Raw genomic sequence first — 24714 nt, forward strand, 5'->3', positions numbered from 1 at the left:
CGCCGGCCCCGCCCGCCGCGGCAGCGCCGCCACCGGCCGCGCCGTCCTTGGCGCCGCAGGCCACGAGCAGCGCGACGACGACCGCCAGCGGGAGCGCTTTCAGCGCGCCACGAACCGGGGAAACAACAGCAGCACTTTCCGCCGCGACGTTCTTCAACGCAGACATGCAAATCCCTTCCGGATGCTGCGCCCGCCGCGGGCGCCTGATGAGCTGGGGGAAAGCCGACAAAGCGCAAGGCCGGGTGGAAAACCCGGCCGGACGGGTCGACGATGCGGGTTAGTATACATACACGACTGAATGTAAACCGTCCATTTACCCATTGACCTGCACGGTACCGGCGGCGCACTTACCGAGTGCTTACCGGCACCGCTCACCGAGGAGTCGCCACGCGATGGCGCGACGAACGAAAGAAGAGGCCCTGGCCACCCGCAGCCACATCCTGGACACCGCCGAGCTGGTGTTCCAGGAGCGTGGCGTGTCGCGCACGTCGCTCAACGACATCGCGCTGGCGGCCGGGCTGACCCGCGGTGCCATCTACTGGCACTTCAAGGACAAGGGCGACCTCTTCAACGCGATGCTGCTGCGCGTGACGCTGCCGATGGAGCAGATGGTCCACGCGAGCGCCGACCCGCATGTGGACGCGCCAGTGGATCACATTCTGGAAAGCTTTGTCGATGCCCTGCGCAAGACGGTGCATGACCCGCAGGTGCGGCGCGTGTTCGACATCGCGACCAACAAGGTCGAGTACGTCGACGAGCTCGACAAGGTGTGGGAGCGGCACCGCCAGGTGCATGCCGACATGCTGGCGCACGTGGAGAGCGCGCTGAAGCGGGCGGTCCAGCGCGGCCAGATCGTGCTGCGCGCGCCGGCCCGCACGGTGGCGATCGGCCTGCATGCGGTGATCGACGGCTTGATCCGCACCTGGCTGCTGGAGCCGGACTCGTTCGACCTGGTGCGGGTCGGACGGCAGGTGCTCGAAGGCTATCTGGCGGGCATGGCGCCGGTGCCGCCCGCGCCGCCGGCCATCACGCCCGTGCCGGGTTCGTCCCCGGCGCCGGCCGGGGCTCGTCGAGGTGCTGGGCGAGCAGCGCGATCGTAGCGGCCAGGCCGGCCAGTACCAGCAGCGCGAAGCGCAGGCTCGTCAGTTGCGCGAGCCAGCCGATCAGCGGCGGCCCGAGCAGGAAGCCGCCGTAGCCGAGCGTGGCCATCGCCGCGATGCCTTGGCCCGGGCCGCGGCGCGCGCGGCGTGCGGCGGTGCCGAAGACCAGCGGCGCGACCGTCGCGACGCCGAGCCCGACCGCGACGAAGGCCGCGAGCGTCAGGCCGGCGCTCTGCGTGATCAGCGCGGTGGCGAACAGCAGCGCGGCCGCGGCATTGCCGGCGCGCAGCAGCGTGGAGGCGCGCCACACCGCCATCAGCCGGTCGCCGGCCAGCCGCAGGCCCATCATCGCGCAGGCGAACGCGGCATAGCCGAAGGCGCCGAGCGCGGCGCTCAGGCCGAGGCCGTCCTTCACGTAGACCGCGCTCCAGTCGGCCATGCCGCCTTCGATCAGGAAGGCGCAGAAGACGATCGCGCCGAGGCCGCCCATGCCCGGCTCGGGCAGCGCGAAATGCGGCGCCGCCTCGGCCGGCTTCGGCGGCGTGGACTGCAGCCAGCGCATCGCCACCAGCAGCACCCCCGCCAGCACGGCCGCGACCACGCCGATGTGCAGCCCCGGCGCGATGTCGTGGTGCGCCATCGTGCCGCCGAGCGCTGCGCCGCACAGGCCGCCGGCGCTCCACAGCCCGTGCAGGCCCGACATGATCGGCTTGCCGCGGCGCGCCTCGACCTCGACCGCCAGCGCGTTCATCGCGACGTCCATCGCGCCGTTGGCCGCGCCGAGCAGGAACAGCGTGAGGGCGAGCGGCAGCAGCGAGCCGACCAGCACCGGGTGCGGCAGCAGGAAGCAGTAGATGAAGCCGGTCGCGAGCGTCAGCCCGCGCGCGCCGAGCTGGCCGATGCCGCGCCCGGCCAGCTGGAACGACACCAGCGCGCCGGCCCCCATCGCCAGCAGTGCCATGCCGAGCTGGCCCTCGCTCAGGCTCAGCGCATCGCGCACCGCGGGGATGCGCGAAACCCAGCTCGCGAAGCCGGCGCCGTTGGCGAAGAACACGGCGGCCATCGCGATGTGTTCGGCGCGCGAGGCGGTGGGAGAGGAAGACATGGCGGCTCCGAAGGCGTGGGCATGCTTGAGCGAATTCGATCAAGTTCGAGCATATTAGAGCAGTCGGCGGGGCCGGGCAAGCTAGAATTCGCGCCACGATGGTCCGCAAGACACCTGCCCCTCCGTGGTTCGGCGAAGAACGCCGCGCCCGCACGCTGAAGCTGCTGCGCGAGAAGGGGCGCGTGGAGGTGCTCGACCTTGCTCGGATGATGGGCGTGTCCGAGCACACGATCCGCCGCGACCTGCTCGACCTGCAGGCGCAGGGCGCGCTGCACAAGACGCATGGCGGCGCGGTGTCGCTGGACACGGCGCGGCTCGATTTCGCGGGGCGCGCGGATGTGATGGCGGATGCGAAGCAGGCGATCGGCCGGGCCGGTGCCGCGCTGATCGAGCCGGGCCAGACGGTGATCATCGATGCCGGTTCGACCTCGCTGGGCCTGGCGCGCGCGCTGACGGTGCGGCCGGTCACGGTGATCACGAACTCGCTCGACGTGGCGGCGCTGTTCGACCGCGACCCCGGCGTGCAGCTGGTGCTGACCGGCGGCACCTGGCACGCGCAGGCGCGGGCGCTGTGGGGGCCGGCGGCGCGCGAGATGCTGCAGCAGTGCCGCGCCGACTGGGCGGTGCCGGGGGCCTGCTYGGTCGACCTCGCGATGGGCATCACCGTCACCGACGAGGCCGACGCGGCGACCAAGCGCGCGATGATCGGCGCCGCGGCCCGCACGATGGTGCTGGCCGATCACTCGAAGCAGAACAACGTGTCGCCGTTCGTGGTCGGCCGGTGGCGCGAGGTGCACACGCTGGTCAGCGACCGCGCCTGGCCCGAGGTCCAGGCGCTGGGGGTGCGGGTGCACGTGGCACCCGACTGATCAACGGGCGTTCAACGGATCTGCTGATAGTCCACCGGCACCCACACGTAGCCGCGGCCTTCGGCGCGGATGTGCCCGATGCCCGGGAACGGCAGGTGGGCACCGGCCACCAGGAAGCCGCCCTTGGCTGCGTCGGCATAGGCCTTCTTGCGCTGGATCGCGGCCGACTTCGAATCGCTGTCGAACGAGATCGTGACCTGCGGCTGCGGGAACTGCACCGCGGCCACGTGCATCAGGTCGCCCCACAGCACCAGCTTCTGGCCCTTGGACTCGACCGCGTAGATCGAGTGGCCCGGCGTGTGGCCGCGCGCGGCGAACGAGCGCACGCCCGGCACCAGTTCGGCCTCGCCGTCGAACGGCTTGAACTTGCCGGCGGCGACGTACGGGTTCAGCGAGGCCATCGCGCCCTGGAAGAAGCCTTGCACCTCCTTCGGGGCCTTCTCCATCGTGGCCTGGCTCAGCCAGAAGTCGGCGTCATGCTGGTCGGCACGCACGATGGCGTTCGGGAACGCCGGCTTGCCATCGGCCAGCAGGCCGCCGACGTGGTCGGGGTGCATGTGGGTGATGTAGATCTCGTCGACCTGCTCGGGCTGGTAGCCGGAGGCTTTCAGGTTGGCCAGCAGGTTGCCGGCCGTCGGGCCGAACAGGCCGGCGGCACCGGTGTCGACCAGCACCAGCTTGCTGCCGGTGTTGATCAGGTAGCCGTTGACCGAGGTCTGCACGGTGTCCTTCTGGAACGACTTGTCGAGCAGCTTGCCGACGTCCTTCTGCGTCGTGTTGGTCAGCAGCTGCTTGGGCTGCAGGTCGAGCGTGCCGTCGAACAGTGCGGTCACCTCGAAGTCGCCGAGCATCATCCGGTAGTAGCCGGGCGCTTGCGTCTTGAGCTGCGGCGCGCCGGCCTGAGCGGCGGTGGCGAGCACCCATGAGCCGACCAGCGCGGCCAGGCCGTTGCGAATCCAGGGCGTGAATGTCATTCGAATTTCTCCTCGGGTGCGGAATTGCGGGCGCAAGCATAGGGGCGCGCTGCAATCCCCACCGCGCAGAGGGGCAGCGTTCCTACACACCGGCCTTCGCGAGGACGACCAGTGAAATGCCGCGCGCCGGCTGCAGCGCATCGGCGTTCTGGTACGAGTGCGGCAGGTTGCCGGGGAAGGCCAGCACCTCGCCCTCGGCCAGCGTGTAGCGCTCGCCGGCCACCATCAGGTTCACGCGGCCGTCCAGGCAGGTGAAGAACTCGCGCGTGCCCGGCAGGTGCGGCGTGCCGCCCATCACCGCGCCGGGCTCGAAGTCCATCACCTCCATCATCTCGTCGGGCACCGATTCGGGAATCAGCACGCGCAGCGTGACGCCGCGCCCCTTGCCGGCCGGGCGGCTGCGCAGCGCGATCTCGTCGGCCGGCCAGTGCCGGACCATCGCACGCGGCGACGCAAGCAGCTCGTCGATCGGCACGCCGAGCGCGCCGGCCACCTTCACCAGCACCGACAGCGACGGGTTGCCGTCGCCGGACTCCAGCGTCGCGATCGTCGAACGCGGCAGCGCGGCCGATTTCGCGAGGGCGTCCTGCGTCAGCCCGCGGGTGTGGCGCAGGCTCAGCAGGTTGCGGGCCAGGTGGCTGGCGGTGGGTTCGCTCATCAGGCCCGCATTGTCGACGGAACGGACGCTTCGCCAATGCAGCAGTCCGCGCGCTGGGCGATGCGCATGACGCTCCCTATCGTGAGGCCATCACTTCACGGAGCCTCCCCATGAAAACCCTTCGAGACGATCCGCTGGCCGGCCTGCGCGTGGCGATCACCGGCGGCACCTCGGGCCTCGGCCTCGCGCTGGTGCAGGCGCTGTCGGCGCGCGGCGCACGCGTCGCCTTCATCGCCCGCGATGCGGCCCGCGTGCGCCGGCTCGCGCAGGACCTGCCCGGCACGCGCGGCATCGTCGGCGACATCGCGCGCCGCGACGACATCCACCCGATCGCGCTGCAGGTCGGCGCCGCGCTCGGCGGGCTGGACGTGCTGGTCAACAACGCGTCGAGCCTCGGCCCGGTGCCGCTCGCGCTGCTCGCCGACACCGAGTGCGAGGACCTGGAGGCCGCGCTCGCCGCCAACGTGCTCGGCCCGTTCCGCCTCGGCAAGGCGCTGCTCGGCGCGCTGGCCGCGTCGGCGCGCACCGGAGCGCCCTCGCTGGTGATCAACATCAGCAGTGACGCCGCTGTCACGCCCTATCCCGGCTGGGGCGCCTACGGGGCCAGCAAGGCGGCGCTGCACCACCTGAGCCGCATCTGGGATGCCGAGCTGCGCGAGCACGGCGTGCGCGTGTTCTCGGTCGACCCCGGCGACATGGACACGCCGCTGCATGCGCTCGCCGTGCCCGATGCCGACCCGGCGACGCTGCAGCGGCCGGCCGATGCCGCGCGGCCGATCGTCGCGCTGATCGCCAACACCGTCGCGCACGCGGAGTTCGCATGAAAGCCGCCCACCTTCCGGCCCAGCGCCCGCGCGACGCACGCCTGCTGGTGATCGACCGCCACGGCGAGCTGCACCACGCCGAACGGTCACACCTCGCCCGCTGGCTGCGCCCCGGCGACCTGCTGGTGGCCAACGATGCGGCGACGCTGCCGGCCAGCCTGCACGGCACGCACCTGCCCACCGGCGCGCCGATCGAGGTGCGGCTGGCCGGGCGGGCTTCGCTGCGGGTGGATGCGGTGCACACCTTCACCGCGGTCGTCTTCGGTGCCGGCGACTTCCGCGCGCGCACCGAAGACCGCCCCGCGCCGCCGGCCTTGCACCCCGGCGACCGGCTGCAGCTCGGCCCGCTGGCGGCGACGGTCGCGCGGCTGCTCGACCACGCGCGGCTCATCGAGCTGCGTTTCGACGGCGACGCCGACGGCATCTGGGCCGGCATCGCGCGCCACGGCCGGCCGATCCAGTACGCCCATGTGCCGCAGCCGCTCGCACTGTGGGACGTGTGGACGCGCGTCGCGGCGCTGCCGGTCGCGTTCGAGCCGCCGTCGGCCGGCTTCCTGCTCGACTGGCAGATGCTGCACGCGCTGCGCGAGCGGCTTCGCGACGCTGACGCACGCGGCCGGCCTGTCGTCGACCGGCGATGCGGCGCTCGATGCGCGGCTGCCGTTCGACGAGCCGTACCACCTGCCGGCCGCGACCGTGCAGGCCATCGCCGACACCCGGCGCAGCGGCGGGCGTGTCGTCGCGCTCGGCACCACCGTCACGCGGGCGCTGGAGCATGCCGCGCAGGCCGGGCCGTTGCGCGCCGGCGAAGGCCTGGCGAACCAAAGGATCGGGCCGGCCAGCCGGCTGCAGGTGGTCGACGCGATCGTCAGCGGCACGCACGAGCCGGGCAGCAGCCACCATGCACTGTTGCAGGCCTTCGTCGATGCGTCGGTGCTGCGCCGCGCGGACGCGGCGCTGGCGGCGCACGGCTATCGCACGCACGAGTTCGGCGATTCGGTGCTGATCGAAAACGCCCGCCGTCCCCAAAGATCACCGCGCCAGGGTTCACGAACGATCGTGCGATCCATCGACCAGCCCGGGTTCGCCGGCTTGTTGCGGCCGGCATAAGCCCGAATAATCGGCGCCATCCAACAAACAGATGGTTCCGAGGAGACGCATGACCCCGATTCGCACCCCCGCGTTCTGTACCACCGCTGCCGCCCTGACGCTCGGGCTGGCCTTGATCGCCGGGGCCGCCCAGGCCGCTTCGACGACGACCAAGTTCGAGCCGATGCTGCAGGTGCAGGGCACGCCGCTGCTGCTGAACGGCGCGGGCACGCGCTTCAAGGCCATCTTCAAGGTCTACGACCTCGGGCTGTACACCAGCAGGAAGGTCGGCACGCCCGAGGAGCTGCTGGCGCTGCCGGGCCCGAAGCGGCTGCAGTTCACCGCGCTGCGCGACCTGCCGGGCACCGACCTGGGCCGGCTGTTCATCAAGGGCATGTCGGAGAACTCGCCGAAGGAGATGGTGCAGAAGCACACCTTGTCGGCGACCCGGCTGATCGAGATCTTCTCCGGCCGCTCGAAGATGGCCGCGGGCGAGACCTTCGCGATGGAGTTCGTGCCGGGCAAGGGCACCACCTTCTACATCATGGGCCAGCCGCAGGGCGAGCCGGTGGGCGACGCGGAGTTCTTCGCGATGGTGCTGAAGATCTGGGTCGGCGATGCGCCGGCCGACCACCTGCTGAAGGCCGCGCTGCTGGGGCGCGACAAGGAATAGGAACAGGGCGCTGCGGCCAGCGGCGCGTCAGGTCTTCTCGAACTTGAACACCGCGACGCTCGCGGTCAGGTTCGGCCGGCGGCGGCGCACCGTGCCGTTCTGGATGCCGAACGAATCGAGGATCTGCAGCCCGCTCTTGCGCGCCAGCACCTCGAAATCCGCGTACGTGCCGACGCGGATGTTCGGCGTGTCGTACCACTCGTAGGGCAGCGCCTTCGTGACCGGCATGCGCCCGCTCGCGATGCGCAGCCGGTTCGCCCAGTGCGCGAAGTTCGGGAAGCTGACGATGCCCACGCGGCCGACGCGCGCCGTCTCGAGCAGCATGCGCTCGGTGTTGCGCAGGTGCTGCAGCGTGTCGAGTTGCAGCACGACGTCGAAGCTGCGGTCCTCGAACATCGAGAGGCCTTCCTCGAGGTTCAGCTGGATCACGTTGACGCCGCGCTGCGTGCACGACAGCACGTTGGCGTCCGAGATCTCGATGCCGTAGCCGCTGCACTGGCGGTGGTCGCGCAGGTGGGCGAGCAGTTCGCCGTTGCCGCAGCCGAGGTCGAGCACGCGCGAGCCCTTCGGCACCATCTCGGCGATGAGTTCGATGTCCTTGCGATCACTCATGCCACGGCTCCCACGCCAGCGAATTCCTTGGCGATGTTGTCGAAGCGCGCCCGCAGCACGCCGTGGTACCGCGCATCGTCGAGCAAGAACGCGTCGTGCCCGTGCGGTGCGTCGATCTCGGCATAGCTCACGTCCAGGCGGTTGTCGAGCAGCGCGCGCACGATCTCGCGCGAGCGCTCCGGCGAGAAGCGCCAGTCGGTCGTGAAGCTCACCAGCTGGAACTTGCAGCGCGCGCCGGCGAAGGCCGCGGCCAGGTCGCCGCCGTGCTCGCGCGCCGGGTCGAAGTAGTCGAGCGCGCGGGTGATCAGCAGGTAGGTGTTGGCGTCGAAGTACTCGCTGAACTTGTCGCCCTGGTGGCGCAGGTAGCTCTCGATCTCGAACTCGATGTCCTGCGTGCTGTAGCCGGGCGCGCCGCCCTTCAGGCCGCGGCCGAACTTGGCCTCCATCGCGTCGTCGCTCAGGTAGGTGATGTGGCCGATCATCCGCGCCACGCGCAGCCCGCGCTTGGGCACCACGCGGTAGCCGTAGTAGTGGCCGCCGTGGAACTCGGGGTCGGTGACGATCGCGCGCCGCGCGACCTCGTTGAACGCGATGTTCTGCGCCGACAGGTTCGGCGCCGTCGCCACCGCGATGCAATGGCGCAGCCGGTCCGGGTGGCGCAGCGACCAGCTCAGTGCCTGCATGCCGCCGAGGCTGCCGCCGAGCACCGCGGCCAGCTGGGCGATGCCCAGGCGGTCGAGCAGCCGGGCCTGCGCATCGACCCAGTCTTCCACCGTGACGACCGGGAAATCGGCGCCGTAGACGCGGCCGGTCGCGGGGTCGACATGCATCGGGCCGGTCGAGCCGAAGCACGAGCCGGGGTTGTTGATGCCGATCACGAAGAAGCGGTCGGTGTCGAGCGGCTTGCCCGGGCCGATCAGGTTGTCCCACCAGCCCTCGCTGCGCGGCTCGCCCGCATGGGTGCCGGCGACGTGGTGCGAGGCGTTCAGCGCATGGCACACCAGCACCGCGTTGCTGCGCTCGGCGTTCAGCGTGCCGTAGGTCTCGTAGACGAGCGTGTAGTCGCTCAGCCTGGCGCCGCTGCGCAGCGGCAAGGGCTCGGTGAACTGCATCACCTGCGGTTTGACATCACCCAGCGAACTCATGTGGACACGCACCCAAAAAGAAAAACCGGCGCCGCCAAGATGGGGGACACCGGTGGGTGCGTCCATTCTTTAGCTGGTTTTTTAAAGCGCCCGCAAGCCGGAACAAATCAGCGCTGGCGGCAAGTATAGGGCGCCGGGCCCTGTCGGCCCCGGGCGCGAGGCCGTGGCCATGTCATCGTATCTCTTGGGGATGAAGTCAGTGTTTTGCATCCGTTTTTGTGCAGTCTGACAGGGATAGCCCCAGTAAATCGTTGATTTCTCAGTCGTACGATGACTGATGACATTCGATGAAATCGATTGTCATCCCATGACATCAGGAGGCAGACAACATGCAACGACGTACCTTTCTCGGGGCCACGCTGAGCCCCGTCGCGCTGGCCGCTTGCGGTGGCGGAGACGACAACCCGCCCGCGCCGCCGGCCCCGCCCACCGCCCAGGGCATCGCCGTCGACGCGCTGAAGCGCGCCGTGGCCTACATGGACGAAGAGGTGTCCTACCGCGGCGGCTATGTCTGGTCGTACTCGCCGGACCTGACGCAGACCTTCGGCGAGATGGAGGCCAAGCGCACGATGTGCTGGATCCAGCCGCCCGGCACGCCGTCGGTCGGCAACGTGTTCCTCGACGCGTACCACGCCACCGGCGACGAGCGCTTCTACCAGGCGGCCGAGCGCACCGCGCTCGCGGTCGTCGCGGCCCAGCACGCCTCGGGCGGCTGGAACTACATCCACGACTTCGCCGGCGAGGAGTCGCTCAAGCACTGGTACGAGACCATCGGCAAGAACGGCTGGCGCCTCGAGGAGTTCCAGAACTACTACGGCAACGCCACCTTCGACGACGCCGGCACCGCGGTGGCGTCGCAGTTGATGCTGCGCATGTGGCTCGAGAAGAAGGATCCCCGTTTCGAGACGCCGCTGAATCGTGCAATCGATTTCATAAGACAGGCCCAGTTCGGCGCCGAGCTCGGCATCGCCAATGGCGGCTGGCCGCAGCGCTTCCCGCACTACGCTGGATCGAAGGCCAGCATGCCGCAGCCGAACCCCGAGCAGATCCCGGCCGGCGCGCATGCCGGCATGGAGGATGGCGATTACACGCTGCACGTCACCTTCAACGACGACGTGATGGGCGAGAACATCAAGTTCCTGACGATGTGCGTGCTGGCGCTCGGCCGCACCGACCTGCTGGACAACATCACGCGCGCGATGGAGTGCATGCGCGCGATGCAGCAGCCCGCGCCGCAGGCCGGCTGGAGCCTGCAGCACCTGTCGCGCGAGACGAACGGCCGCCCGGCCGGCGCCGCCGCCGGGGCGCGCACCTACGAGCCGCGCTCGCTGGCCACGCACACCACGCAGACCAACATCCAGCAGCTGTTCCACTACTTCACGCTGACCGGCGACCGCAAGTTCCTCGCGCGCATCCCCGAGGCGATCGCGTGGTTGAAGACGGTGCCGCTGCCGGCCGACGCGATCCAGCGCAACGCGCTGCTGAGCGGCCGCACGCACGCGACTTTCATCGAACTGGACAGCAACGAGTCGCTGTACGTGCACCGCTACGGCTCGAACATCCACAACGGCGCCTACTTCGCCGACAAGGACCTGACGAACACGCTGAGCCATTACTCGGCGGGCCGCTCGATCGACATCGCCGGGCTGCAGAAGCGCTACGACGATCTCAGCGGCATGAGCGACGCGGCGGTGGCCGAGCTGGTGGCACGCTCGCCGCTGAAGGCGACGCAGCCGACGGCGCTGCCGAAGTTCTTCGGCATCCGCGAGGTCGATTTCCCCGACCTGTTCAGCGGCGCGAAGATGACGACGCCGGTGGTGCCGCAGACCGAGGTCGACACGCTGGTGGCCGACCTGGGCACGAAGAACTACTGGACCGCGCCGGTGCCCGAGGTGGTGAACCCGTACCGCGGCGACGGGCCGACGGCGCCGTACACCGGCACCGCCTACCGCAGCAAGCATGTGGGCGACATCTACGACACCTCGCCGTACCCGGCCGACAACCCGCCGGACATCGCGCCCTACGTGAAGCGCGACAAGCCGCAGTTCATCGTGACGGCGGACGTGATCCGGCGCATCGGGCGGCTGATCGCGTTCGTGTCGCCGGTGGTCTGAGGACGCGGCCAGGTCTTCAGCCGAGTTCGCGGCTCGCCAGCGCCGCCGCCGCGGCGCGCGTCTCCACGCCGAGCTTCTCGAACACATGCTCGAGGTGCTTGTTCACGGTGCGCGGGCTCATGCCGAGGATCTCGCCGACGTCGCGGTTGGTCTTGCCCTTCGCGATCCACGACAGCACCTCGGTCTCGCGCGGCGTCAGCGACGCGGTGCTCAGCCGCGTCGGCGGCACGTCGCTCGCGGCCTGCAGGCGCATCAGCAGCATCCGCTCGCCCAGCCCGACTGCGCCGGCGTGGCGCACCGACAGCACCCGGCCATCGGTGCCGATGCTGCGGTGCTCCGCCACGCCATCGTCTGCCCAGGCCGCCGGCAGCCCCTGCGGGTGGAACTCGCGCAGCCACGCCGCCGCCTGCGGCGAACGCCACGCGACGCGCCCCTGCGCGTCGAGCACCAGCACGCCGTGCCCGCCGACATCCACCGCCTCGCGCGCGAGCCGCACTGCGCGCGCATTGCGCACGTGCGTGGCCAGGCGCACCAGCACCTCCTGCGCACGCACCGGCTTCACGACGTAGTCGACGCCGCCGCTCTCGAAGCCTTCGACGATGTGCGGCGTCTCCGACAGGCCGGTCATGAAGATCACCGGGATGTGCGACAGCGCCGGGTCCTGCTTGATGCGCCGGCAGGTCTCGAAGCCCGACAGCCCCGGCATCAGCGCGTCGAGCAGGATCGCATCGGGCGTCGCGAGGTCCAGCCGTGCGAGGGCTGACTCACCGTCGCGCGCGACCAGCACCGTGTAGCCCTCGGCCTCGAGCGACGCGCACAGCGCGCCGAGCGACTGCGGCGCGTCGTCGACCACCAGCACGACGGGGGACGCACTCACAGCGCCTCCGTCGTCACGTCGCGCAGCGCCTGCGTCAGCCGGTCGAGCAGCGCATCGAGCTCGAAGCGCTCCGCCAGCAGCCGCATCGCGCGCAGCTCGGCGTGGGCCCCCGGGTGCTGGGCGATCGCCGCATCCAGCGCTGCCTGCACGCCCTGCAGGTGACCGAGCCGCACGAGCCGGATCAGGTCGCCGATCAGCTCGGCGGGCAATGCCGTCGCACCCACCGGCCCGGCCGCACCGGTGACACCGGCCGTGGCCCAGTTCGGCAGCGCCAGCTCGGCCAGCCATTCGATCTGCAGGTGCCGCTGCAGCATGTCCAGCAGCTCCGATTCGATCACCGGCTTGTCGACGAAGCCCTGGCAGCCGGCGGCCGCCAGCTTGTCGGCCTGGTTCTCGAACGCGTTCGCCGACACCATCAGGATCGGCAGGTGCAGCAGCCCGGCCGCGCGGATCTGGCGCGCGGTCTGCCAGCCGTCCATGTCGTCCATCGAGACGTCGAGCAGCACCGCATCGGGGCAGTCGTCCAGCACGCTCTCGAGGCACTCGCGTCCGCTCGCCGCCTCGCGGATGCGAAAGCCGAGCGGCATCAGCAGCCCCGCCAGCATCTGGCGCTGCGTCGGCTGGTCGTCCACCACCAGCAGGCTGCGCCGCGGGCCGAGGTAGCCGGTGACCGGCCGGTGCGTGCGCCGCGGCAGCACCGGCGCGCTGATCTCGCGCAGGTACAGCCGCGCGGTGAAGGTGCTGCCGCGGCCCGGCGCGCTCTTCACCGTCAGCTCGCCGCCCATCAGCTGGGTCAGCAGGTGGGTGATCGTCAGCCCGAGGCCGGTGCCGGGCTCGCCGGTGCGCCGTCCGGCGCTGCCGCGCTCGAACGGCAGGAAGATGCGTTCCTGGTCCTGCGCCGCGATGCCGATGCCGGTGTCGATCACCTCGAAGCGCGCCAGCTCCAGCCGGTAGTCCAGCTTCAGCGTCACGCTGCCGCGGTCGGTGAAGCGCACCGCGTTGCTCAGCAGGTTGATCAGGATTTGGCGCAGCCGCTTCGCATCGGCGTTCACATGGCCGGGCACGCGGCCGCTGGTCTGCAGCGTGAAGACGAGCCCTTTCGCTTCCGCCTGCGGCCCGACCATGCGCACCAGGTCGTCGAGGAACTCGTGCATCGGCAGCGGCGCCATGTCCAGCCGCAGCCGGCCAGCCTCGATGCGCGCCAGGTCGAGCAGCCCGTCGACCAGCCCGTGCAGGTGCTCGCCGCTGCGGTGGATGGTGTCGACCGACGCGCGCCGCACGCCCTGCACCTGCTCGTCCTTCAGCAGGATCTGCGCATAGCCGAGGATGCTGTTCAGCGGCGTGCGCAGCTCGTGCGTCATGCCGGCCACGTAGCGCGTCTTCGCCTGGTTCGCGGCCTCGGCCAGGTCCTTCGCGGCCTGCAGCGCGGCGTCGGTGCGGCGGTGCGCGTCGATCTCGCGCGTCAGCAGCTGTTTCTGCCGGTTCGACTCGTCCTGCGCCATGTGCCGGCTCTCGCTGCCCAGCACCACCCACCAGGCGCCGACGGCGGCCGCCAGCGACAGCAGCGCGAACACCTTCAGCAGCGGCGCCTTCAGCGCGCCCTGGCCGGCGGCGTGCAGCACGCCCTCCTGGTCGTAGACCACGCCGAGGATCACCGCCAGCAGCCCGATCAGCGAGGCGGCCACCACCAGGTAGTGCGCGACGCGGAAGTTCACGCGCGATGCGAGCCGCTGCGGCAGCACCGCGGCCAGCACCGCGCTGACCTGTTCGGCGGCGCGCGAATCGGTCTTGCAGCGGTCGTGGCAGCGCGATTCCAGCGTGCAGCACAGCGAGCAGATCGGCGCGCCGTAAGCCGGGCAGTGCGCCATGTCTTCGGACTCGAAGGCGTTGTCGCACACCGTGCAGCTCACGCTCTGGCCCGGTGCCCAGCGCGTGGTGTCGTGCCGCGCCAGGTACCAGCGCCCGCGCGTCGCCCACGCGAGCAGCGGCGACACCACCATCGCGGTGACCAGCGCGATGAACGGCGCAAAGGCCTGCGCCGCGGCACCGAGCGCGCCGGCGTACGCGACGATCGCGAGCACCGCCGCGCTCAGCATTGCGCCGAGCCCGACCGGGTTGATGTCGTACAGGTGCGCGCGCTTGAACTCGATGTGGCGCGGGCTCCAGCCGAGCGGCTTGTTGATCACGAGGTCGGCGACGAGCGCGCCCACCCACGCGATCGCGACATTGCTGTACAGCCCGAGCACGCGCTCCAGCGCCTCGAACACGCCCAGCGTCATCAGCAGCACCGCGATCAGCACGTTGAACACCAGCCACACCACGCGGCCCGGGTGGCTGTGCGTGAGGCGAGCGAAGAAGTTCGACCACGCGAGCGAGCCGGCGTAGGCGTTGGTCAGGTTGATCTTCAGCTGCGAGACCAGCACGAACAGCGTGGTCGCGCCGAGGATCCAGGCCGGGTCCGCGAACACGTAGGCGAAGCCGGCCAGGTACATCTGCGTGGGCTCGACCGCCTTCTCGGTCGGGATCTGGTGCTGCAGCGCGAGGAAGGCGAGGAAGGCGCCGCCCAGCATCTTCACCATGCCCGGCACGATCCAGCCGGGGCCGGCCACCAGCACCGCGGCCCACCAGCGGCGCCGGTTGGCACGCGTCTTCTCGGGCAGGAAGCGCAGGTAGTCGACCTGCTCGCCGATCTGCACCACCAGCGAGAACGCGACGGTGGCGGCGGTGCCGAACATCAGCCAGCTGAAGCCGTTGCTGCCCGAGGCCCGGCCGACCAGCCCGGTGAAGTCGGCGAACGCCTGCGGGTTCTTCGCCAGCACGAAGGCGTAGGGGCAGATCAGGAGGATCAGCCACAGCGGCTGCGTCCACAGCTGCAGCCGCGAGATCAGCGTGATGCCGTGCATCACCAGCGGCACGATGCCGAGCGACGACAGCAGGTAGCACAGCGACAGCGGCCAGCCGAAGTACATCTGCAGCGCGAGCGCGAGGATGGCCGCCTCGAGCGCGAGGAAGATGAAGGTGAAGCTCGCGTAGACCAGCGAGGTCAGCGTGGAGCCGAGGTAGCCGAAGCCGGCGCCGCGCGTCAGCAGGTCCATGTCGACGCCGTACTTCGCCGCGTAATAGCTGATCGGCAGCCCGGTCAGGAAGGTGATCAGCCCGACCACGAGGATCGCCCACAGCGCGTTCGAGAAGCCGTAGCCGATCGCGATCGAGCCGCCGATCGCCTCGAGCGCGAGGAACGAGGTGGCGCCGAACGCGGTGTTGGCGACGCGGAACTCGCTCCACTTGCGGAAGCTGCGCGGCGTGTAGCGCAGCGCGTAGTCCTCGAGCGTCTCGTTGCCGACCCAGGTGTTGTAGTCCCGGCGGATGCGAAAGATCTTTTGCGTGGCCACGGACACCGGTTTCTCCGACAACGACGGCAGTGTCGGCTCTCATGCAAGAAGCGCTCCCGCGGCCGGCTACGTTGATTGACGTATTCGGTTTGCGCACGCCATCCCGGACAGTCGGCCCCAGCGTGAACAACGCGGCACCGCACAGGCTTGGTGCCGTGCGTCATGACGATGCCCTCAACCTGTTCGGAGAACACGATGACCGACCGCAACGACGACCTCCACACCGATTCGATGCAGCGCCGCCGGCTGCTGCAAGGCGCCGCCGCGTTGCCCCTCGCGGGCCTGTCGGGGTTCGCGCTCGCGCAGGCCGCCCCCACCGCCAAGGTCAACACGACGAAGCTGGCGGTCACCGACACCGAGGTGACGGTGGGCCAGCTGCACTCGGGCACCGGCACGATGGCGATCTCGGAGACCGGCTCGATCCAGGCCGAGCAGCTCGCAATCGACCAGATCAACGCGATGGGCGGCGTGCTCGGCCGCAAGATCAAGGTGATCAAGGAAGACGGCGCGTCCGACTGGCCGACCTTCGCCGAGAAGTCGAAGAAGCTGCTGGTCAACGACCGCGTGGCCTGCGTGTTCGGCTGCTGGACCTCGGCCTCGCGCAAGGCGGTGCTGCCGATCTTCGAGAAGGAGAACGGCATGCTCTATTACCCGACCTTCTACGAAGGCCTGGAGCAGAGCAAGAACGTGATCTACACCGGCCAGGAGGCGACGCAGCAGATCCTGTGGGGCCTCGACTGGGCGGCCAAGGAGAAGAAGGCCAAGACCTACTTCCTGGTCGGCTCCGACTACATCTGGCCGCGCACCTCGATGAAGATCGGCCGCAAGCACATCGAGGGGCACCTCGCCGGCAGCAAGGTGGTCGGCGAGGAGTACTACCCGCTCGGCCACACCAACTTCAACTCGCTGATCAACAAGATCAAGGTCGCCAAGCCCGACTGCATCTTCGTCGCGGTGGTGGGCGGCTCGAACGTCGCGTTCTACAAGCAGCTGAAGGCGGCCGGCGTCACCGCCGACAAGCAGTTCCTGCTGACGATCTCGGTGACGGAAGACGAGGTGCTGGGCATCGGCGGCGAGAACATGGCCGGCTTCTACGCGTCGATGAAGTACTTCCAGTCGCTGGACAACGCGAACAACAAGGCCTTCGTGTCGGCGTTCCGCGCCAAGTACGGCCCGACCGCGGTGATCGGCGACGTGACGCAGGCCGGCTACCTGGGGCCGTGGCTGTGGAAGGCGGCGGTCGAGAAGGCCGGCAGCTTCGACGTCGACAAGATCGCCGCGGCCTCGGCCGGCATCGAGCTGAAGACCGCGCCCGAGGGCTACGTGAAGGTGCACGAGAACCACCACCTGTGGAGCAAGACGCGCATCGGCATGGCGCAGGCGGACGGGCAGTTCAAGGTGGTGGCGGAGTCGCCTGACTTGATCGAGCCGAATCCGTTTCCCAAGGGATACCAGTAAGCACGACGGGCGCCGCCATGACCCTCTCCGAAATCCTGAACATCTCGCTGATGCAAGGCTTCGCCGGCCTGAGCCTGTTCTCGGTGCTGCTGCTGATGGGCCTGGGCCTGGCCATCATCTTCGGCCAGATGGGCGTCATCAACATGGCGCATGGCGAGTTCATGACGATCGGCGCCTACACGATCTGGCTGTTCTCGCACCTGGCCGAAAGCTACGCACCGAAGCTGATGGCCGCGTACTTCCCGGTGGCGATCGTCGCGGCCTTCGGCTTCGCGTTCGCCGCCGGCTGGGCGGTCGAGTGGCTGTTCATCCGCCACCTGTACCGCCGCCCGCTCGACACGCTGCTCGCCACCTGGGGCCTGTCGCTGGGCATGCAGCAGATCTTCCGCTCGACCTTCGGCGCGAAGGAGGTGAGCCCGACACTGCCCGACTGGCTGATGGGTTCGTGGGCGCCGTCCGCCGGTCTCGACATCCCGATCAACGGCCTGTTCGTGATGGCGCTGACGGCGGTCGTCACCGGCGGCGTGCTGCTCGCGCTGTACCGCTCGCGCTGGGGCCTGCGGGTGCGCGCCACCGTGGCCAACCGCATGATGGCCAACGCGACCGGCATCAACACGCGCCAGACCGACCGGCTCACCTTCGCGATCGGCTGCGGCATCGCCGGCGTCGCGGGGGCCGCCTTCACCACCATCGGCTCCACCGGCCCGACCAGCGGCTCGCTCTACATCGTCGACGCCTTCCTGGTCGTCACCTTCGGCGGCGCGGCCAGCCTGCTCGGCACCGTGGTGTCGGCCTTCGGCATCGCGCAGACGCAGTCGATCACCGAGTTCTTCATCACCGGCTCGATGGCCAAGGTGCTGACGCTGTCGCTGATCGTGCTGATCCTGATGGTGCGACCGCAGGGGCTGTTCGCGGCCAAGGTGCGGCGTTGATCTCTCTTCAAGGAGCTCCGATGAATCGCATCGTGCAGTGGCTGGACCGCAGCGGCATGGGCAGCGTGCTGCTGCTGGCCGTGGTGCTGGCGGTGGTGTTCCCGCTGGCCTTCGACCTGTTCCGCCTCAACCTGGTCGGCAAGTACCTGAGCTATGCCTTCGTCGCGCTGGGCCTGGTGATGCTGTGGGGCTACGGCGGCGTGCTGAGCCTCGGGCAGGGCGTGTTCTTCGGCCTCGGCGGCTACGGCATGGCGATGTTCCTGAAGCTCGAGGCGAGCGACCCCGTGACGACGAAGATCCAGTCGACGCCGGGCATCCCCGACTTCATGGACTGGAACCAGATCACCGCGCTGCCGCTGTGGTGGGAGCCGTTCCGGCACTTCCCGTTCGCGCTGCTCGCGATCCTCGCGGTGCCGACGCTGCTGGCCTTCGTGATCGGCTTCGCGATGTTCAAGCGGCGCGTCGGCGGCGTGTACTTCGCGATCATCACGCAGGCGGTGGCGCTGATCCTCACGGTGCTGATCATCGGCCAGCAGGGCTACACCGGCGGCGTCAACGGCATGACCGACCTGAAGACGCTGCTCGGCTGGGACACCCGCACCAACAGCGCGAAGTACATCCTGTACTTCCTGACGGTGGCGCTGCTGATCGGCGCGATCGTCGGGTGCAGCTGGATCCAGAAGAGCAAGCTCGGCACGCTGCTGCTCGCGATGCGCGACAAGGAAGACCGCGTGCGCTTCTCGGGCTACGACGTCGCGATGTTCCGCGTGTTCGCGTTCTGCCTGGCGGCGCTGCTGTCGGCCATCGGCGGTGCGCTGTTCACGCTGCAGGTGGGCTTCATGTCGCCGTCGCTGGTGGGCATCGTGCCCAGCATCGAGATGGTGATCTTCGCGGCGGTCGGCGGGCGCATGTCGCTGGTCGGCGCGGTGTGGGGTGCGCTGCTCGTCAACTTCGGCAAGACCTACTTCTCCGAGAGCTTCCCCGACCTGTGGCTGTTCCTGATGGCGGCGATGTTCCTCGGCGTGGTGCTCGCGTTCCCCGACGGGCTGGCCGGGTTGTATGCCAACAAGCTGAAGCCGTGGTGGCTGCGGCGCAGGCGCCGCAGCACGGCCGAGCCGCGTGCCGAGACCGCATGGAGGGCGTCATGAGCAACACCGACTTCGTGCTGGCGGTCGAGGACCTCACCGTCTCGTTCGACGGCTTCAAGGCGATCGACGCGTTGACGCTGTACGTCGACAAGAACGAGCTGCGCGTGATCATCGGCCCGAACGGCGCCGGCAAGACCACGCTGCTCGACCTGATCTGCGGCAAGACGCGCGCAAGCGGCGGCAGCATCAAGTTCAAGAACACCGAGATGAGCCGGCTGCCCGAATACCAGATCGTGCGCGCCGGCATCGGCCGCAAGTTCCAGACGCCGTCGATCTACGAGAACCTCAGCGTGTTCCAGAACCTGGAGGTCTCGTTCCCGCGCGGCCGCGGTGTGTTCGGGGCGCTGGCGTTCCAGCGCGATGCCGAGGTGCGCGACGCGGTGCAGTCGGTGGCCGCCGAGATCGGCCTGGCCGACCAGCTCGAGCTGGAGGCCGGGCTGCTCTCGCACGGCCAGAAGCAGTGGCTCGAGATCGGCATGCTGCTGATGCAGGACCCGGAGCTGCTGATGCTCGACGAGCCGATCGCCGGCATGAGCGTGCGCGAGCGCGAGCTGACGGCCGAGCTGCTGAAGCGCATCTGCAAGGGGCGCTCGATGATCGTCATCGAGCACGACATGGATTTCGTCAAGCAGATCGCCCACAAGGTGACGGTGATGCACCAGGGCAGGATCCTCGCCGAGGGCTCGATGGAGCAGGTGCAGGCCGACCCGAAGGTGATCGACGTCTACCTCGGCCATTGAGGACATTGCGATGCTCCATGTGAAGAACCTGCACGTCGCCTATGGCCAGAGCGAGGCCCTGCACGGCATCGATTTCGACGCGGGGAAGAACGAGGCCGTCGCGATCATGGGCCGCAACGGCATGGGCAAGACCACGCTGTTCAAGAGCCTGATGGGGATCCTGCCGGCCAGGTCCGGCAGCATCGAGGTCGACGGCCGCGAGGTCACGAAGGACGAGAGCTTCCAGCGCGTGCGCAAGGGCCTGGCCTACGTGCCGCAGGGCCGCATGATCTTCCCGATGCTGACGGTCGAGGAGAACATCCGCACCGGCCTGGAGAACGCCGCGAGCCGGCGCATCCCCGACGAGATCTACGCGCTGTTCCCGGTGCTGTTCGACATGCGCTCTCGCAAGGGCGGCAACCTGTCGGGCGGCCAGCAGCAGCAGCTCGCGATCGCCCGCGCGCTGGTCACCAACCCGAAGGTGCTGCTGCTCGACGAGCCGACCGAGGGCATCCAGCCTTCGATCATCAAGGACATCGCCCGCGCGCTGAACGAGATCCGCAAGCGGCGCGAGATCACGATCGTGGTCTCCGAACAGGTGCTGAGCTTCGCGATGGACGTGGCCGACCGGCTGTTCGTCATCGAGGGCGGGCGGCTGGTGCACGAGAGCCCGCGCGCAAGCACCGACGTGCAGCGCATCAAGCAGTTCCTCTCCGTCTGAGTCATTTCCCCGAACACACACATTCACAGGAGCACGCCATGCCCGACACCCTGATCAAGGTCGACCTGAAGCAATCGCCGTACGAGAACGAGCAGGTCCACAACCGCTGGCATCCGGACATCCCGATGGCCTGCTGGATCAAGCCGGGCGACGACTTCGTGCTCGAGACCTACGACTGGACGGGCGGCTTCATCCAGAACAACGACAGCGCCGACGATGTGCGCGACATCGATCTGTCGATCGTGCACTTCCTGTCGGGCCCGGTCGGCGTGCACGGCGCCGAACCGGGCGACCTGCTGGTGGTCGACCTGCTGGACATCGGCGCCAAGGCCGACAGCCTGTGGGGTTTCAACGGCTTCTTCTCGAAGAACAACGGCGGCGGCTTCCTGACCGACCACTTCCCGTTCGCGCAGAAGTCGATCTGGGACATCCAGGGCATGTTCACGAAATCGCGTCACGTGCCGGGTGTCAACTACGCCGGGCTGATCCACCCGGGGCTGATCGGCTGCCTGCCGGACCCGTCGCTGCTCGAGAAGTGGAACGAGCGCGAGGTCGGCCTGATCGCGACCGAGCCCGACCGCGTGCCGCCGCTGGCCAATCCGCCGTTCGCGGCCACCGCCCACATGGGCAAGCTGGGCGGTGACGCGAAGGCCAAGGCGGCGGCCGAGGGGGCTCGTACCGTGCCGCCGCGCGAGCACGGCGGCAACTGCGACATCAAGGACCTGTCGCGCGGCTCGAAGATCTACTTCCCGGTGTACGTGAAGGGCGCCGGCCTGTCGGTGGGCGACCTGCACTTCAGCCAGGGCGACGGCGAGATCACCTTCTGCGGCGCGATCGAGATGGCCGGCTGGGTGCACATGAAGGTCGAGGTGATCAAGGGCGGCATGGCGATGTACGGCATCAGGAACCCGATCTTCCGGCCCAGCCCGATCACGCCGCACTACAACGACTACCTGATCTTCGAGGGCATCTCGGTCGACGAGGCCGGCAAGCAGCACTACCTGGACGTCAACGTCGCGTACCGGCAGGCCTGCCTGAACGCGATCGAGTACCTGACGAAGTTCGGCTACTCGAAGGCGCAGGCCTACTCGATCCTCGGCACGGCGCCGGTGCAGGGGCACATCAGCGGCGTGGTCGACATCCCGAACTCGTGCGCGACGCTGTGGCTGCCGACGCAGATCTTCGATTTCGACATCCGGCCGAACGCGAGCGGGCCGGTGAAATACATCCAGGGCGGGCCGGAGATGCCGCTGTCGCCGGACCTCTGAGCCCGGGGCGCCGACCATGCCGACCTACGACTACCACTGCCCGCAGTGCGGGCCCTTCGATGCGCTGCGGCGCATGGCCGAGCGGGATGTGCCGGCGGCGTGCCCGCGCTGCGCGATGCCGTCGACCCGGGCCTGGCTGGCGGCGCCGCGGCTGGCGGACATGCCGGCCGAGCGGCGCTTTGCGCTGGCGACCAACGAGCGGGCCCGGCATGAGCCGAAGGAATCGGCGCGCTACCGGCATCCGGCGGGCTGCGGGTGCTGCGCCGGGCCGAAGCGGACGGGGGAGGCGGCGACTGCGCCGCGGTCATTCGCCGGCAAGCGGCCCTGGATGATCAGTCACTGAAGGGCTTCGACCGGCTCAGCCCGACCCTTCGACAAGCTCAGGGCGAGCGGAGCTTGCCGCGTCACATCTGCTTCGCGATCTCGGCCGTCCGGCAGATCTCGTTGTTGTCGACGACGACCCACTCGCCGCCCTTCTGCAGGCAGACCGCACGCGCGGTCTGGTGGCGTTCGCGGATGCGGTCGGGGGCGGTGGAGACCCGGAACACCGCGCCGGCGATGGCGGCGATGCTGATCAGCGCGAAAGCGGTGCGTGCGAAACGGGTGCCCATGGCGCTCTCCGGTGGATCGGCGAATTCTCAGGCATTTGGCCCGACTTTGCATGCTCGCTAGCATCCCCACCTTTGCGCATGCGAGACACCCGATGAAGCCTTCCGTGTCAGATGTTGCCGAACACTGGGTCGAGGATGCCGGCGACAGCGACGCCGCCCACCTGGACATCCCGCCGCACGCGACGCGCGAGCGCCGTTTCGAGATCTTCTGCAGCTTCGAGGTGGCCAACCCGCTCGGCGGCGACGACGCGGCCCACGGGCTGCGCGTGCTGGTCAACGGGGCCCAGGAATGGGCGCGCCGGGTGGCGACCCATGCCGGCAGCGATTCGCTGGACGTGCGGCTGCGCAAGACCGTGCCGGTCGGCGAGCCGCTGCGGCTGACCGCCCGCACCGAGGTGCAGGGCGTGCGCCGGGTCGGGCTGAAGATCACGGCCGACGAGGACCTGGACGGCTGAGCGTCCGCGGGCGCTCAGTGCAGCCGCAGCGACGACATCCCGAACAGGCCGATCAGCCCGATCGCGATCAGGTAGATCGCGACGATGAAGTTCAGCAGCTTCGGCATGACCAGCACCAGGATGCCGGCGATCAGCGAAATCAGGGGGGTGAGGCTCAGGTGGATGTTCAATTGAGGGTTCCGTCGGGAGGTTGAAACGTGGATCGGGGATGGACCGCGGGCAGGTCCCTAGAATGTCGGCCCGCGCATCGAAGACGATGACGCACCGATTCTCCCTGGAGCCCGCCGTGGATCTGAAACTTCCGATTGTCATCTTCGACGAGCTCACCGAGTCCGTCATCCGTTCCACCGGCATGCTCGACCTGGCCAGCGGCGAGATCCGCAACGTGCAGTACGAGGATTACGACGTGAAGGCCGAGGGCATGCCGATCGAGGACGAGAGCTACGAGTTCACCTCCGGGCTGCTGACCAACGGCAAGCGTGACGTGGAGTTCCGCATCGAGGTGGACATCATGTCGGGCGCCTATTCGGTGACGCCTAGCGAGTTGCTGGAATTGAAAGGCCGCGCCGCCAAGCTGTTCTCGACGAAATAGAACGGCTACCCTTGGCGCCTCCCGCCACGACACCGGAGCCGCCATGCCGACGATGCCCGAAGCCAGGATCCTGATCGCCCAGGGCGGCGGCCCGACCGCCGTGATCAACCAGTCGCTGGTCGGCGCGGTGCTCGCGGCGCAGCGCTTTCCGGAGGTGACGGCGGTCTACGGCGCCCGCCACGGCGTGCGCGGCATCGTCGACGAGGACTTCGTCGACCTGGCGCGCGAGACGCCGCAGCACCTCGAGGCGGTCGCCGCCACGCCGGCCTCGGCCCTCGGCAGCACCCGTGACAAGCCCGACCTGGCCTACTGCCGCGCCATCCTGAAAGTGCTGCAGGCGCATGGCATCAGCCATTTCCTGTACATCGGCGGCAACGACTCGTCGGATACCGTGCGCATCGTCAGCGAGGAAGCCCGCCAGGCCGGCCATGCGCTGCGCTGCATCCACGTGCCGAAGACCATCGACAACGACCTGGTGGGCAACGACCACACGCCGGGCTATGCGTCGGCGGCGCGCTTCGTCGCGCAGGCCTTCGCGGGGGCCAACCTCGACAACGCGGCGCTGCCGGGCGTCTACCTCGGCGTCGTGATGGGCCGGCATGCCGGCTTCCTGACGGCGGCCGCGGCGCTCGGCGCCCGCTACCCCGACGACGGCCCGCACCTCGTCTACCTGCCCGAGCGGGTGTTCGAGCGCGAGCGCTTCCTGGCCGACGTGCGTGAGACCCATCAGCGCCTGGGCCGTTGCGTGATCGCCGTCTCCGAGGGCATCCACGATGCGTCGGGCGAGCCGATCGCGGTGCAGCTCGCGCCGGGGGGTGTCGAGCGCGACGCCCACGGCAACGTGCAGCTGTCGGGCACCGGCGCCCTGGCCGATCTGCTGTGCGACCTCATCAAGGACCAGCTGAAGATCAAGCGCGTGCGCGGCGACACCTTCGGCTACCTGCAGCGCTCGTTCCTCGGCTGCGTGTCGGATGTCGACCAGCGCGAAGCCCGCGAGGTCGGCGAGACGGCGCTGCAGTTCGCACTGCGCGGCGACCGCGACGGTTCGGTCGCGATCCAGCGCTGCGGCGACTACGCCGTGCGCTACGAGCTGCTGCCGCTGGCGGCGGTGGCGGGCAAGACGCGGGTGATGGAAGATGTCTTCATCACCGAGGGCGGCAATGCCGTCACCGACGCGTTCCGCCAGTACCTGCGCCCGCTGCTCGGCAGCGACATGCCGCAGGCGCACCGGCTGCGCGGGCATCCGATCGCGAAGCGACTGGGCGGATCGACCGTAGGACGCTGACGCCCGGTCGGGCATTTCCTACCGCAGCGCCCGGTCCCGGCTGATGGGCCGCGCGGGCGTGAGCGGGTCTGATGGGATCTCTCCACCCACTGG

25 protein-coding genes, 1 pseudogene and 1 riboswitch are annotated in these 24714 nt (G+C 69.3%); of the genes and pseudogenes, 17 read left to right on the forward strand and 9 right to left on the reverse strand.

The window, feature by feature from the left end:
• The first annotated feature begins 392 nt into the window (after positions 1-392).
• Complete coding sequence (locus AC1D1T_RS02760; protein ID WP_465111376.1) at positions 393-1100, forward strand: TetR family transcriptional regulator; 708 nt, start codon at positions 393-395, stop codon at positions 1098-1100.
• Here AC1D1T_RS02760 and AC1D1T_RS02765 read toward each other — a convergent pair.
• On the reverse strand, positions 1027-2205 hold the full coding sequence (locus AC1D1T_RS02765) for an MFS transporter (RefSeq protein WP_477825013.1): 1179 nt from the start codon (positions 2203-2205) through the stop codon (positions 1027-1029). The genes AC1D1T_RS02760 and AC1D1T_RS02765 overlap by 74 nt on opposite strands.
• Positions 2206-2303: 98 nt before the next feature.
• On the opposite strand from AC1D1T_RS02765, the gene AC1D1T_RS02770 reads away from it, so the two are divergent.
• On the forward strand, positions 2304-3074 hold the full coding sequence (locus tag AC1D1T_RS02770; protein WP_477991347.1) for a DeoR/GlpR family DNA-binding transcription regulator: 771 nt from the start codon (positions 2304-2306) through the stop codon (positions 3072-3074).
• 11 nt (positions 3075-3085) lie between these two features.
• On the opposite strand, the gene AC1D1T_RS02775 is transcribed toward AC1D1T_RS02770, so the two are convergent.
• A complete protein-coding gene (locus AC1D1T_RS02775) occupies positions 3086-4048 on the reverse strand; it encodes an MBL fold metallo-hydrolase (RefSeq protein WP_477825015.1) in 963 nt (320 codons plus the stop codon).
• 82 nt (positions 4049-4130) lie between these two features.
• Entirely contained in the window at positions 4131-4706 is a 576-nt protein-coding gene (locus AC1D1T_RS02780) for a helix-turn-helix domain-containing protein (RefSeq protein ID WP_052211322.1), read from the reverse strand.
• A 110-nt stretch (positions 4707-4816) separates the two neighbouring features.
• Here AC1D1T_RS02780 and AC1D1T_RS02785 point away from each other — a divergent pair, with 110 nt between their 5' ends.
• From AC1D1T_RS02785 to AC1D1T_RS02800, 4 genes and pseudogenes are all read left to right on the forward strand, one after another.
• Positions 4817-5530, forward strand: a complete 714-nt coding sequence (locus AC1D1T_RS02785; RefSeq protein ID WP_477825016.1) for an SDR family NAD(P)-dependent oxidoreductase — start codon at positions 4817-4819, stop codon at positions 5528-5530.
• Positions 5527-6063 (forward strand): annotated as a pseudogene (locus AC1D1T_RS02790) (S-adenosylmethionine:tRNA ribosyltransferase-isomerase); the annotation flags it as partial. The gene AC1D1T_RS02785 and the pseudogene AC1D1T_RS02790, both read left to right, overlap by 4 nt.
• A gap of 163 nt (positions 6064-6226) precedes the next feature.
• The gene (locus AC1D1T_RS02795) at positions 6227-6640 is read left to right on the forward strand and encodes an S-adenosylmethionine:tRNA ribosyltransferase-isomerase (protein ID WP_477825017.1); all 414 of its coding nucleotides are present in this window, start codon (positions 6227-6229) and stop codon (positions 6638-6640) included.
• A 49-nt stretch (positions 6641-6689) separates the two neighbouring features.
• Entirely contained in the window at positions 6690-7292 is a 603-nt protein-coding gene (locus AC1D1T_RS02800; RefSeq protein WP_477825018.1) for a chalcone isomerase family protein, read from the forward strand.
• Positions 7293-7319: 27 nt separating this feature from the next.
• Here the strand turns inward: AC1D1T_RS02800 and metW are convergent, their stop codons facing one another.
• Both metW and metX read right to left on the reverse strand, forming a co-directional pair.
• Positions 7320-7904, reverse strand: coding sequence for a methionine biosynthesis protein MetW (gene metW, locus AC1D1T_RS02805; RefSeq protein ID WP_047501437.1), 585 nt, complete (start codon positions 7902-7904; stop codon positions 7320-7322).
• Positions 7901-9049: a homoserine O-succinyltransferase MetX gene (gene metX, locus AC1D1T_RS02810; protein WP_477825019.1), complete on the reverse strand. Its 1149-nt coding sequence runs from the start codon at positions 9047-9049 to the stop codon at positions 7901-7903. The genes metW and metX overlap by 4 nt, the downstream gene beginning before the upstream one ends.
• A gap of 52 nt (positions 9050-9101) precedes the next feature.
• Positions 9102-9173, reverse strand: a riboswitch (SAM riboswitch).
• A 205-nt stretch (positions 9174-9378) separates the two neighbouring features.
• On the opposite strand from metX, the gene AC1D1T_RS02815 reads away from it, so the two are divergent.
• Positions 9379-11163, forward strand: a complete 1785-nt coding sequence (locus tag AC1D1T_RS02815; RefSeq protein WP_465111385.1) for a pectate lyase — start codon at positions 9379-9381, stop codon at positions 11161-11163.
• Positions 11164-11179: 16 nt separating this feature from the next.
• Here the strand turns inward: AC1D1T_RS02815 and AC1D1T_RS02820 are convergent, their stop codons facing one another.
• Together AC1D1T_RS02820 and AC1D1T_RS02825 are read right to left on the reverse strand one after the other, a co-directional pair.
• Positions 11180-12040 (reverse strand): response regulator, encoded by an 861-nt coding sequence (locus AC1D1T_RS02820; RefSeq protein WP_047501443.1) that lies wholly within the window; start codon positions 12038-12040, stop codon positions 11180-11182.
• Positions 12037-15438 carry a hybrid sensor histidine kinase/response regulator gene (locus AC1D1T_RS02825; protein WP_477825021.1) on the reverse strand — a complete coding sequence of 1134 codons (3402 nt, stop codon included), beginning with the start codon at positions 15436-15438 and terminating at the stop codon, positions 12037-12039. Before AC1D1T_RS02825 ends, AC1D1T_RS02820 begins: the two co-directional genes overlap by 4 nt.
• Before the next feature lie 189 nt (positions 15439-15627).
• On the opposite strand from AC1D1T_RS02825, the gene urtA reads away from it, so the two are divergent.
• From urtA to AC1D1T_RS02860, 7 genes are read left to right on the forward strand one after another with little or no spacing between them, the layout of a single operon-like run.
• A complete protein-coding gene (gene urtA, locus AC1D1T_RS02830) occupies positions 15628-16890 on the forward strand; it encodes an urea ABC transporter substrate-binding protein (protein WP_477825022.1) in 1263 nt (420 codons plus the stop codon).
• 17 nt (positions 16891-16907) lie between these two features.
• Positions 16908-17822 carry an urea ABC transporter permease subunit UrtB gene (urtB, locus tag AC1D1T_RS02835; RefSeq protein WP_047501449.1) on the forward strand — a complete coding sequence of 305 codons (915 nt, stop codon included), beginning with the start codon at positions 16908-16910 and terminating at the stop codon, positions 17820-17822.
• Positions 17823-17842: 20 nt separating this feature from the next.
• Positions 17843-18970, forward strand: a complete 1128-nt coding sequence (gene urtC, locus AC1D1T_RS02840; protein ID WP_477825023.1) for an urea ABC transporter permease subunit UrtC — start codon at positions 17843-17845, stop codon at positions 18968-18970.
• Positions 18967-19710 (forward strand): urea ABC transporter ATP-binding protein UrtD, encoded by a 744-nt coding sequence (gene urtD / locus AC1D1T_RS02845; RefSeq protein WP_047501451.1) that lies wholly within the window; start codon positions 18967-18969, stop codon positions 19708-19710. Before urtC ends, urtD begins: the two co-directional genes overlap by 4 nt.
• Before the next feature lie 10 nt (positions 19711-19720).
• Positions 19721-20410: an urea ABC transporter ATP-binding subunit UrtE gene (gene urtE / locus AC1D1T_RS02850; RefSeq protein WP_465111389.1), complete on the forward strand. Its 690-nt coding sequence runs from the start codon at positions 19721-19723 to the stop codon at positions 20408-20410.
• 38 nt (positions 20411-20448) lie between these two features.
• Positions 20449-21678, forward strand: a complete 1230-nt coding sequence (fmdA, locus tag AC1D1T_RS02855) for a formamidase (RefSeq protein WP_477991350.1) — start codon at positions 20449-20451, stop codon at positions 21676-21678.
• Positions 21679-21694: 16 nt separating this feature from the next.
• Complete coding sequence (locus AC1D1T_RS02860; protein WP_047501457.1) at positions 21695-22021, forward strand: FmdB family zinc ribbon protein; 327 nt, start codon at positions 21695-21697, stop codon at positions 22019-22021.
• Positions 22022-22082: 61 nt separating this feature from the next.
• On the opposite strand, the gene AC1D1T_RS02865 is transcribed toward AC1D1T_RS02860, so the two are convergent.
• The gene (locus AC1D1T_RS02865) at positions 22083-22289 is read right to left on the reverse strand and encodes a hypothetical protein (RefSeq protein ID WP_465111391.1); all 207 of its coding nucleotides are present in this window, start codon (positions 22287-22289) and stop codon (positions 22083-22085) included.
• Between the two features lie 104 nt (positions 22290-22393).
• Here AC1D1T_RS02865 and AC1D1T_RS02870 point away from each other — a divergent pair, with 104 nt between their 5' ends.
• Positions 22394-22744, forward strand: a complete 351-nt coding sequence (locus AC1D1T_RS02870; RefSeq protein ID WP_477825361.1) for a hypothetical protein — start codon at positions 22394-22396, stop codon at positions 22742-22744.
• Between the two features lie 14 nt (positions 22745-22758).
• Here the strand turns inward: AC1D1T_RS02870 and AC1D1T_RS02875 are convergent, their stop codons facing one another.
• Positions 22759-22914 (reverse strand): DUF3096 domain-containing protein, encoded by a 156-nt coding sequence (locus AC1D1T_RS02875; RefSeq protein WP_082004143.1) that lies wholly within the window; start codon positions 22912-22914, stop codon positions 22759-22761.
• 116 nt (positions 22915-23030) lie between these two features.
• Between AC1D1T_RS02875 and AC1D1T_RS02880 the strand changes: the two genes are divergently transcribed.
• A complete protein-coding gene (locus AC1D1T_RS02880) occupies positions 23031-23336 on the forward strand; it encodes a hypothetical protein (protein WP_047501946.1) in 306 nt (101 codons plus the stop codon).
• A gap of 52 nt (positions 23337-23388) precedes the next feature.
• Positions 23389-24621 carry a 6-phosphofructokinase gene (locus AC1D1T_RS02885; protein WP_477825366.1) on the forward strand — a complete coding sequence of 411 codons (1233 nt, stop codon included), beginning with the start codon at positions 23389-23391 and terminating at the stop codon, positions 24619-24621.
• Positions 24622-24714 lie beyond the last annotated feature (93 nt).

The organism is Rhizobacter sp. P2_H3 (assembly GCF_056403355.1).

Excerpts from the sequence above, each read along its gene's own strand:
- AC1D1T_RS02760 (WP_465111376.1), top strand. The coding sequence starts at position 393 with ATGGCGCGACGAACGAAAGAAGAGGCCCTGGCCACCCGCAGCCACATC.
- AC1D1T_RS02765 (WP_477825013.1), bottom strand. The coding sequence starts at position 2,205 with ATGTCTTCCTCTCCCACCGCCTCGCGCGCCGAACACATCGCGATGGCC.
- AC1D1T_RS02775 (WP_477825015.1), bottom strand. The coding sequence starts at position 4,048 with ATGACATTCACGCCCTGGATTCGCAACGGCCTGGCCGCGCTGGTCGGC.
- AC1D1T_RS02780 (WP_052211322.1), bottom strand. The coding sequence starts at position 4,706 with ATGAGCGAACCCACCGCCAGCCACCTGGCCCGCAACCTGCTGAGCCTG.
- AC1D1T_RS02785 (WP_477825016.1), top strand. The coding sequence starts at position 4,817 with ATGAAAACCCTTCGAGACGATCCGCTGGCCGGCCTGCGCGTGGCGATC.
- AC1D1T_RS02800 (WP_477825018.1), top strand. The coding sequence starts at position 6,690 with ATGACCCCGATTCGCACCCCCGCGTTCTGTACCACCGCTGCCGCCCTG.
- metW (WP_047501437.1), bottom strand. The coding sequence starts at position 7,904 with ATGAGTGATCGCAAGGACATCGAACTCATCGCCGAGATGGTGCCGAAG.
- metX (WP_477825019.1), bottom strand. The coding sequence starts at position 9,049 with ATGAGTTCGCTGGGTGATGTCAAACCGCAGGTGATGCAGTTCACCGAG.
- AC1D1T_RS02815 (WP_465111385.1), top strand. The coding sequence starts at position 9,379 with ATGCAACGACGTACCTTTCTCGGGGCCACGCTGAGCCCCGTCGCGCTG.
- urtA (WP_477825022.1), top strand. The coding sequence starts at position 15,628 with ATGACCGACCGCAACGACGACCTCCACACCGATTCGATGCAGCGCCGC.
- urtB (WP_047501449.1), top strand. The coding sequence starts at position 16,908 with ATGACCCTCTCCGAAATCCTGAACATCTCGCTGATGCAAGGCTTCGCC.
- urtC (WP_477825023.1), top strand. The coding sequence starts at position 17,843 with ATGAATCGCATCGTGCAGTGGCTGGACCGCAGCGGCATGGGCAGCGTG.
- urtD (WP_047501451.1), top strand. The coding sequence starts at position 18,967 with ATGAGCAACACCGACTTCGTGCTGGCGGTCGAGGACCTCACCGTCTCG.
- urtE (WP_465111389.1), top strand. The coding sequence starts at position 19,721 with ATGCTCCATGTGAAGAACCTGCACGTCGCCTATGGCCAGAGCGAGGCC.
- fmdA (WP_477991350.1), top strand. The coding sequence starts at position 20,449 with ATGCCCGACACCCTGATCAAGGTCGACCTGAAGCAATCGCCGTACGAG.
- AC1D1T_RS02860 (WP_047501457.1), top strand. The coding sequence starts at position 21,695 with ATGCCGACCTACGACTACCACTGCCCGCAGTGCGGGCCCTTCGATGCG.
- AC1D1T_RS02865 (WP_465111391.1), bottom strand. The coding sequence starts at position 22,289 with ATGGGCACCCGTTTCGCACGCACCGCTTTCGCGCTGATCAGCATCGCC.
- AC1D1T_RS02885 (WP_477825366.1), top strand. The coding sequence starts at position 23,389 with ATGCCCGAAGCCAGGATCCTGATCGCCCAGGGCGGCGGCCCGACCGCC.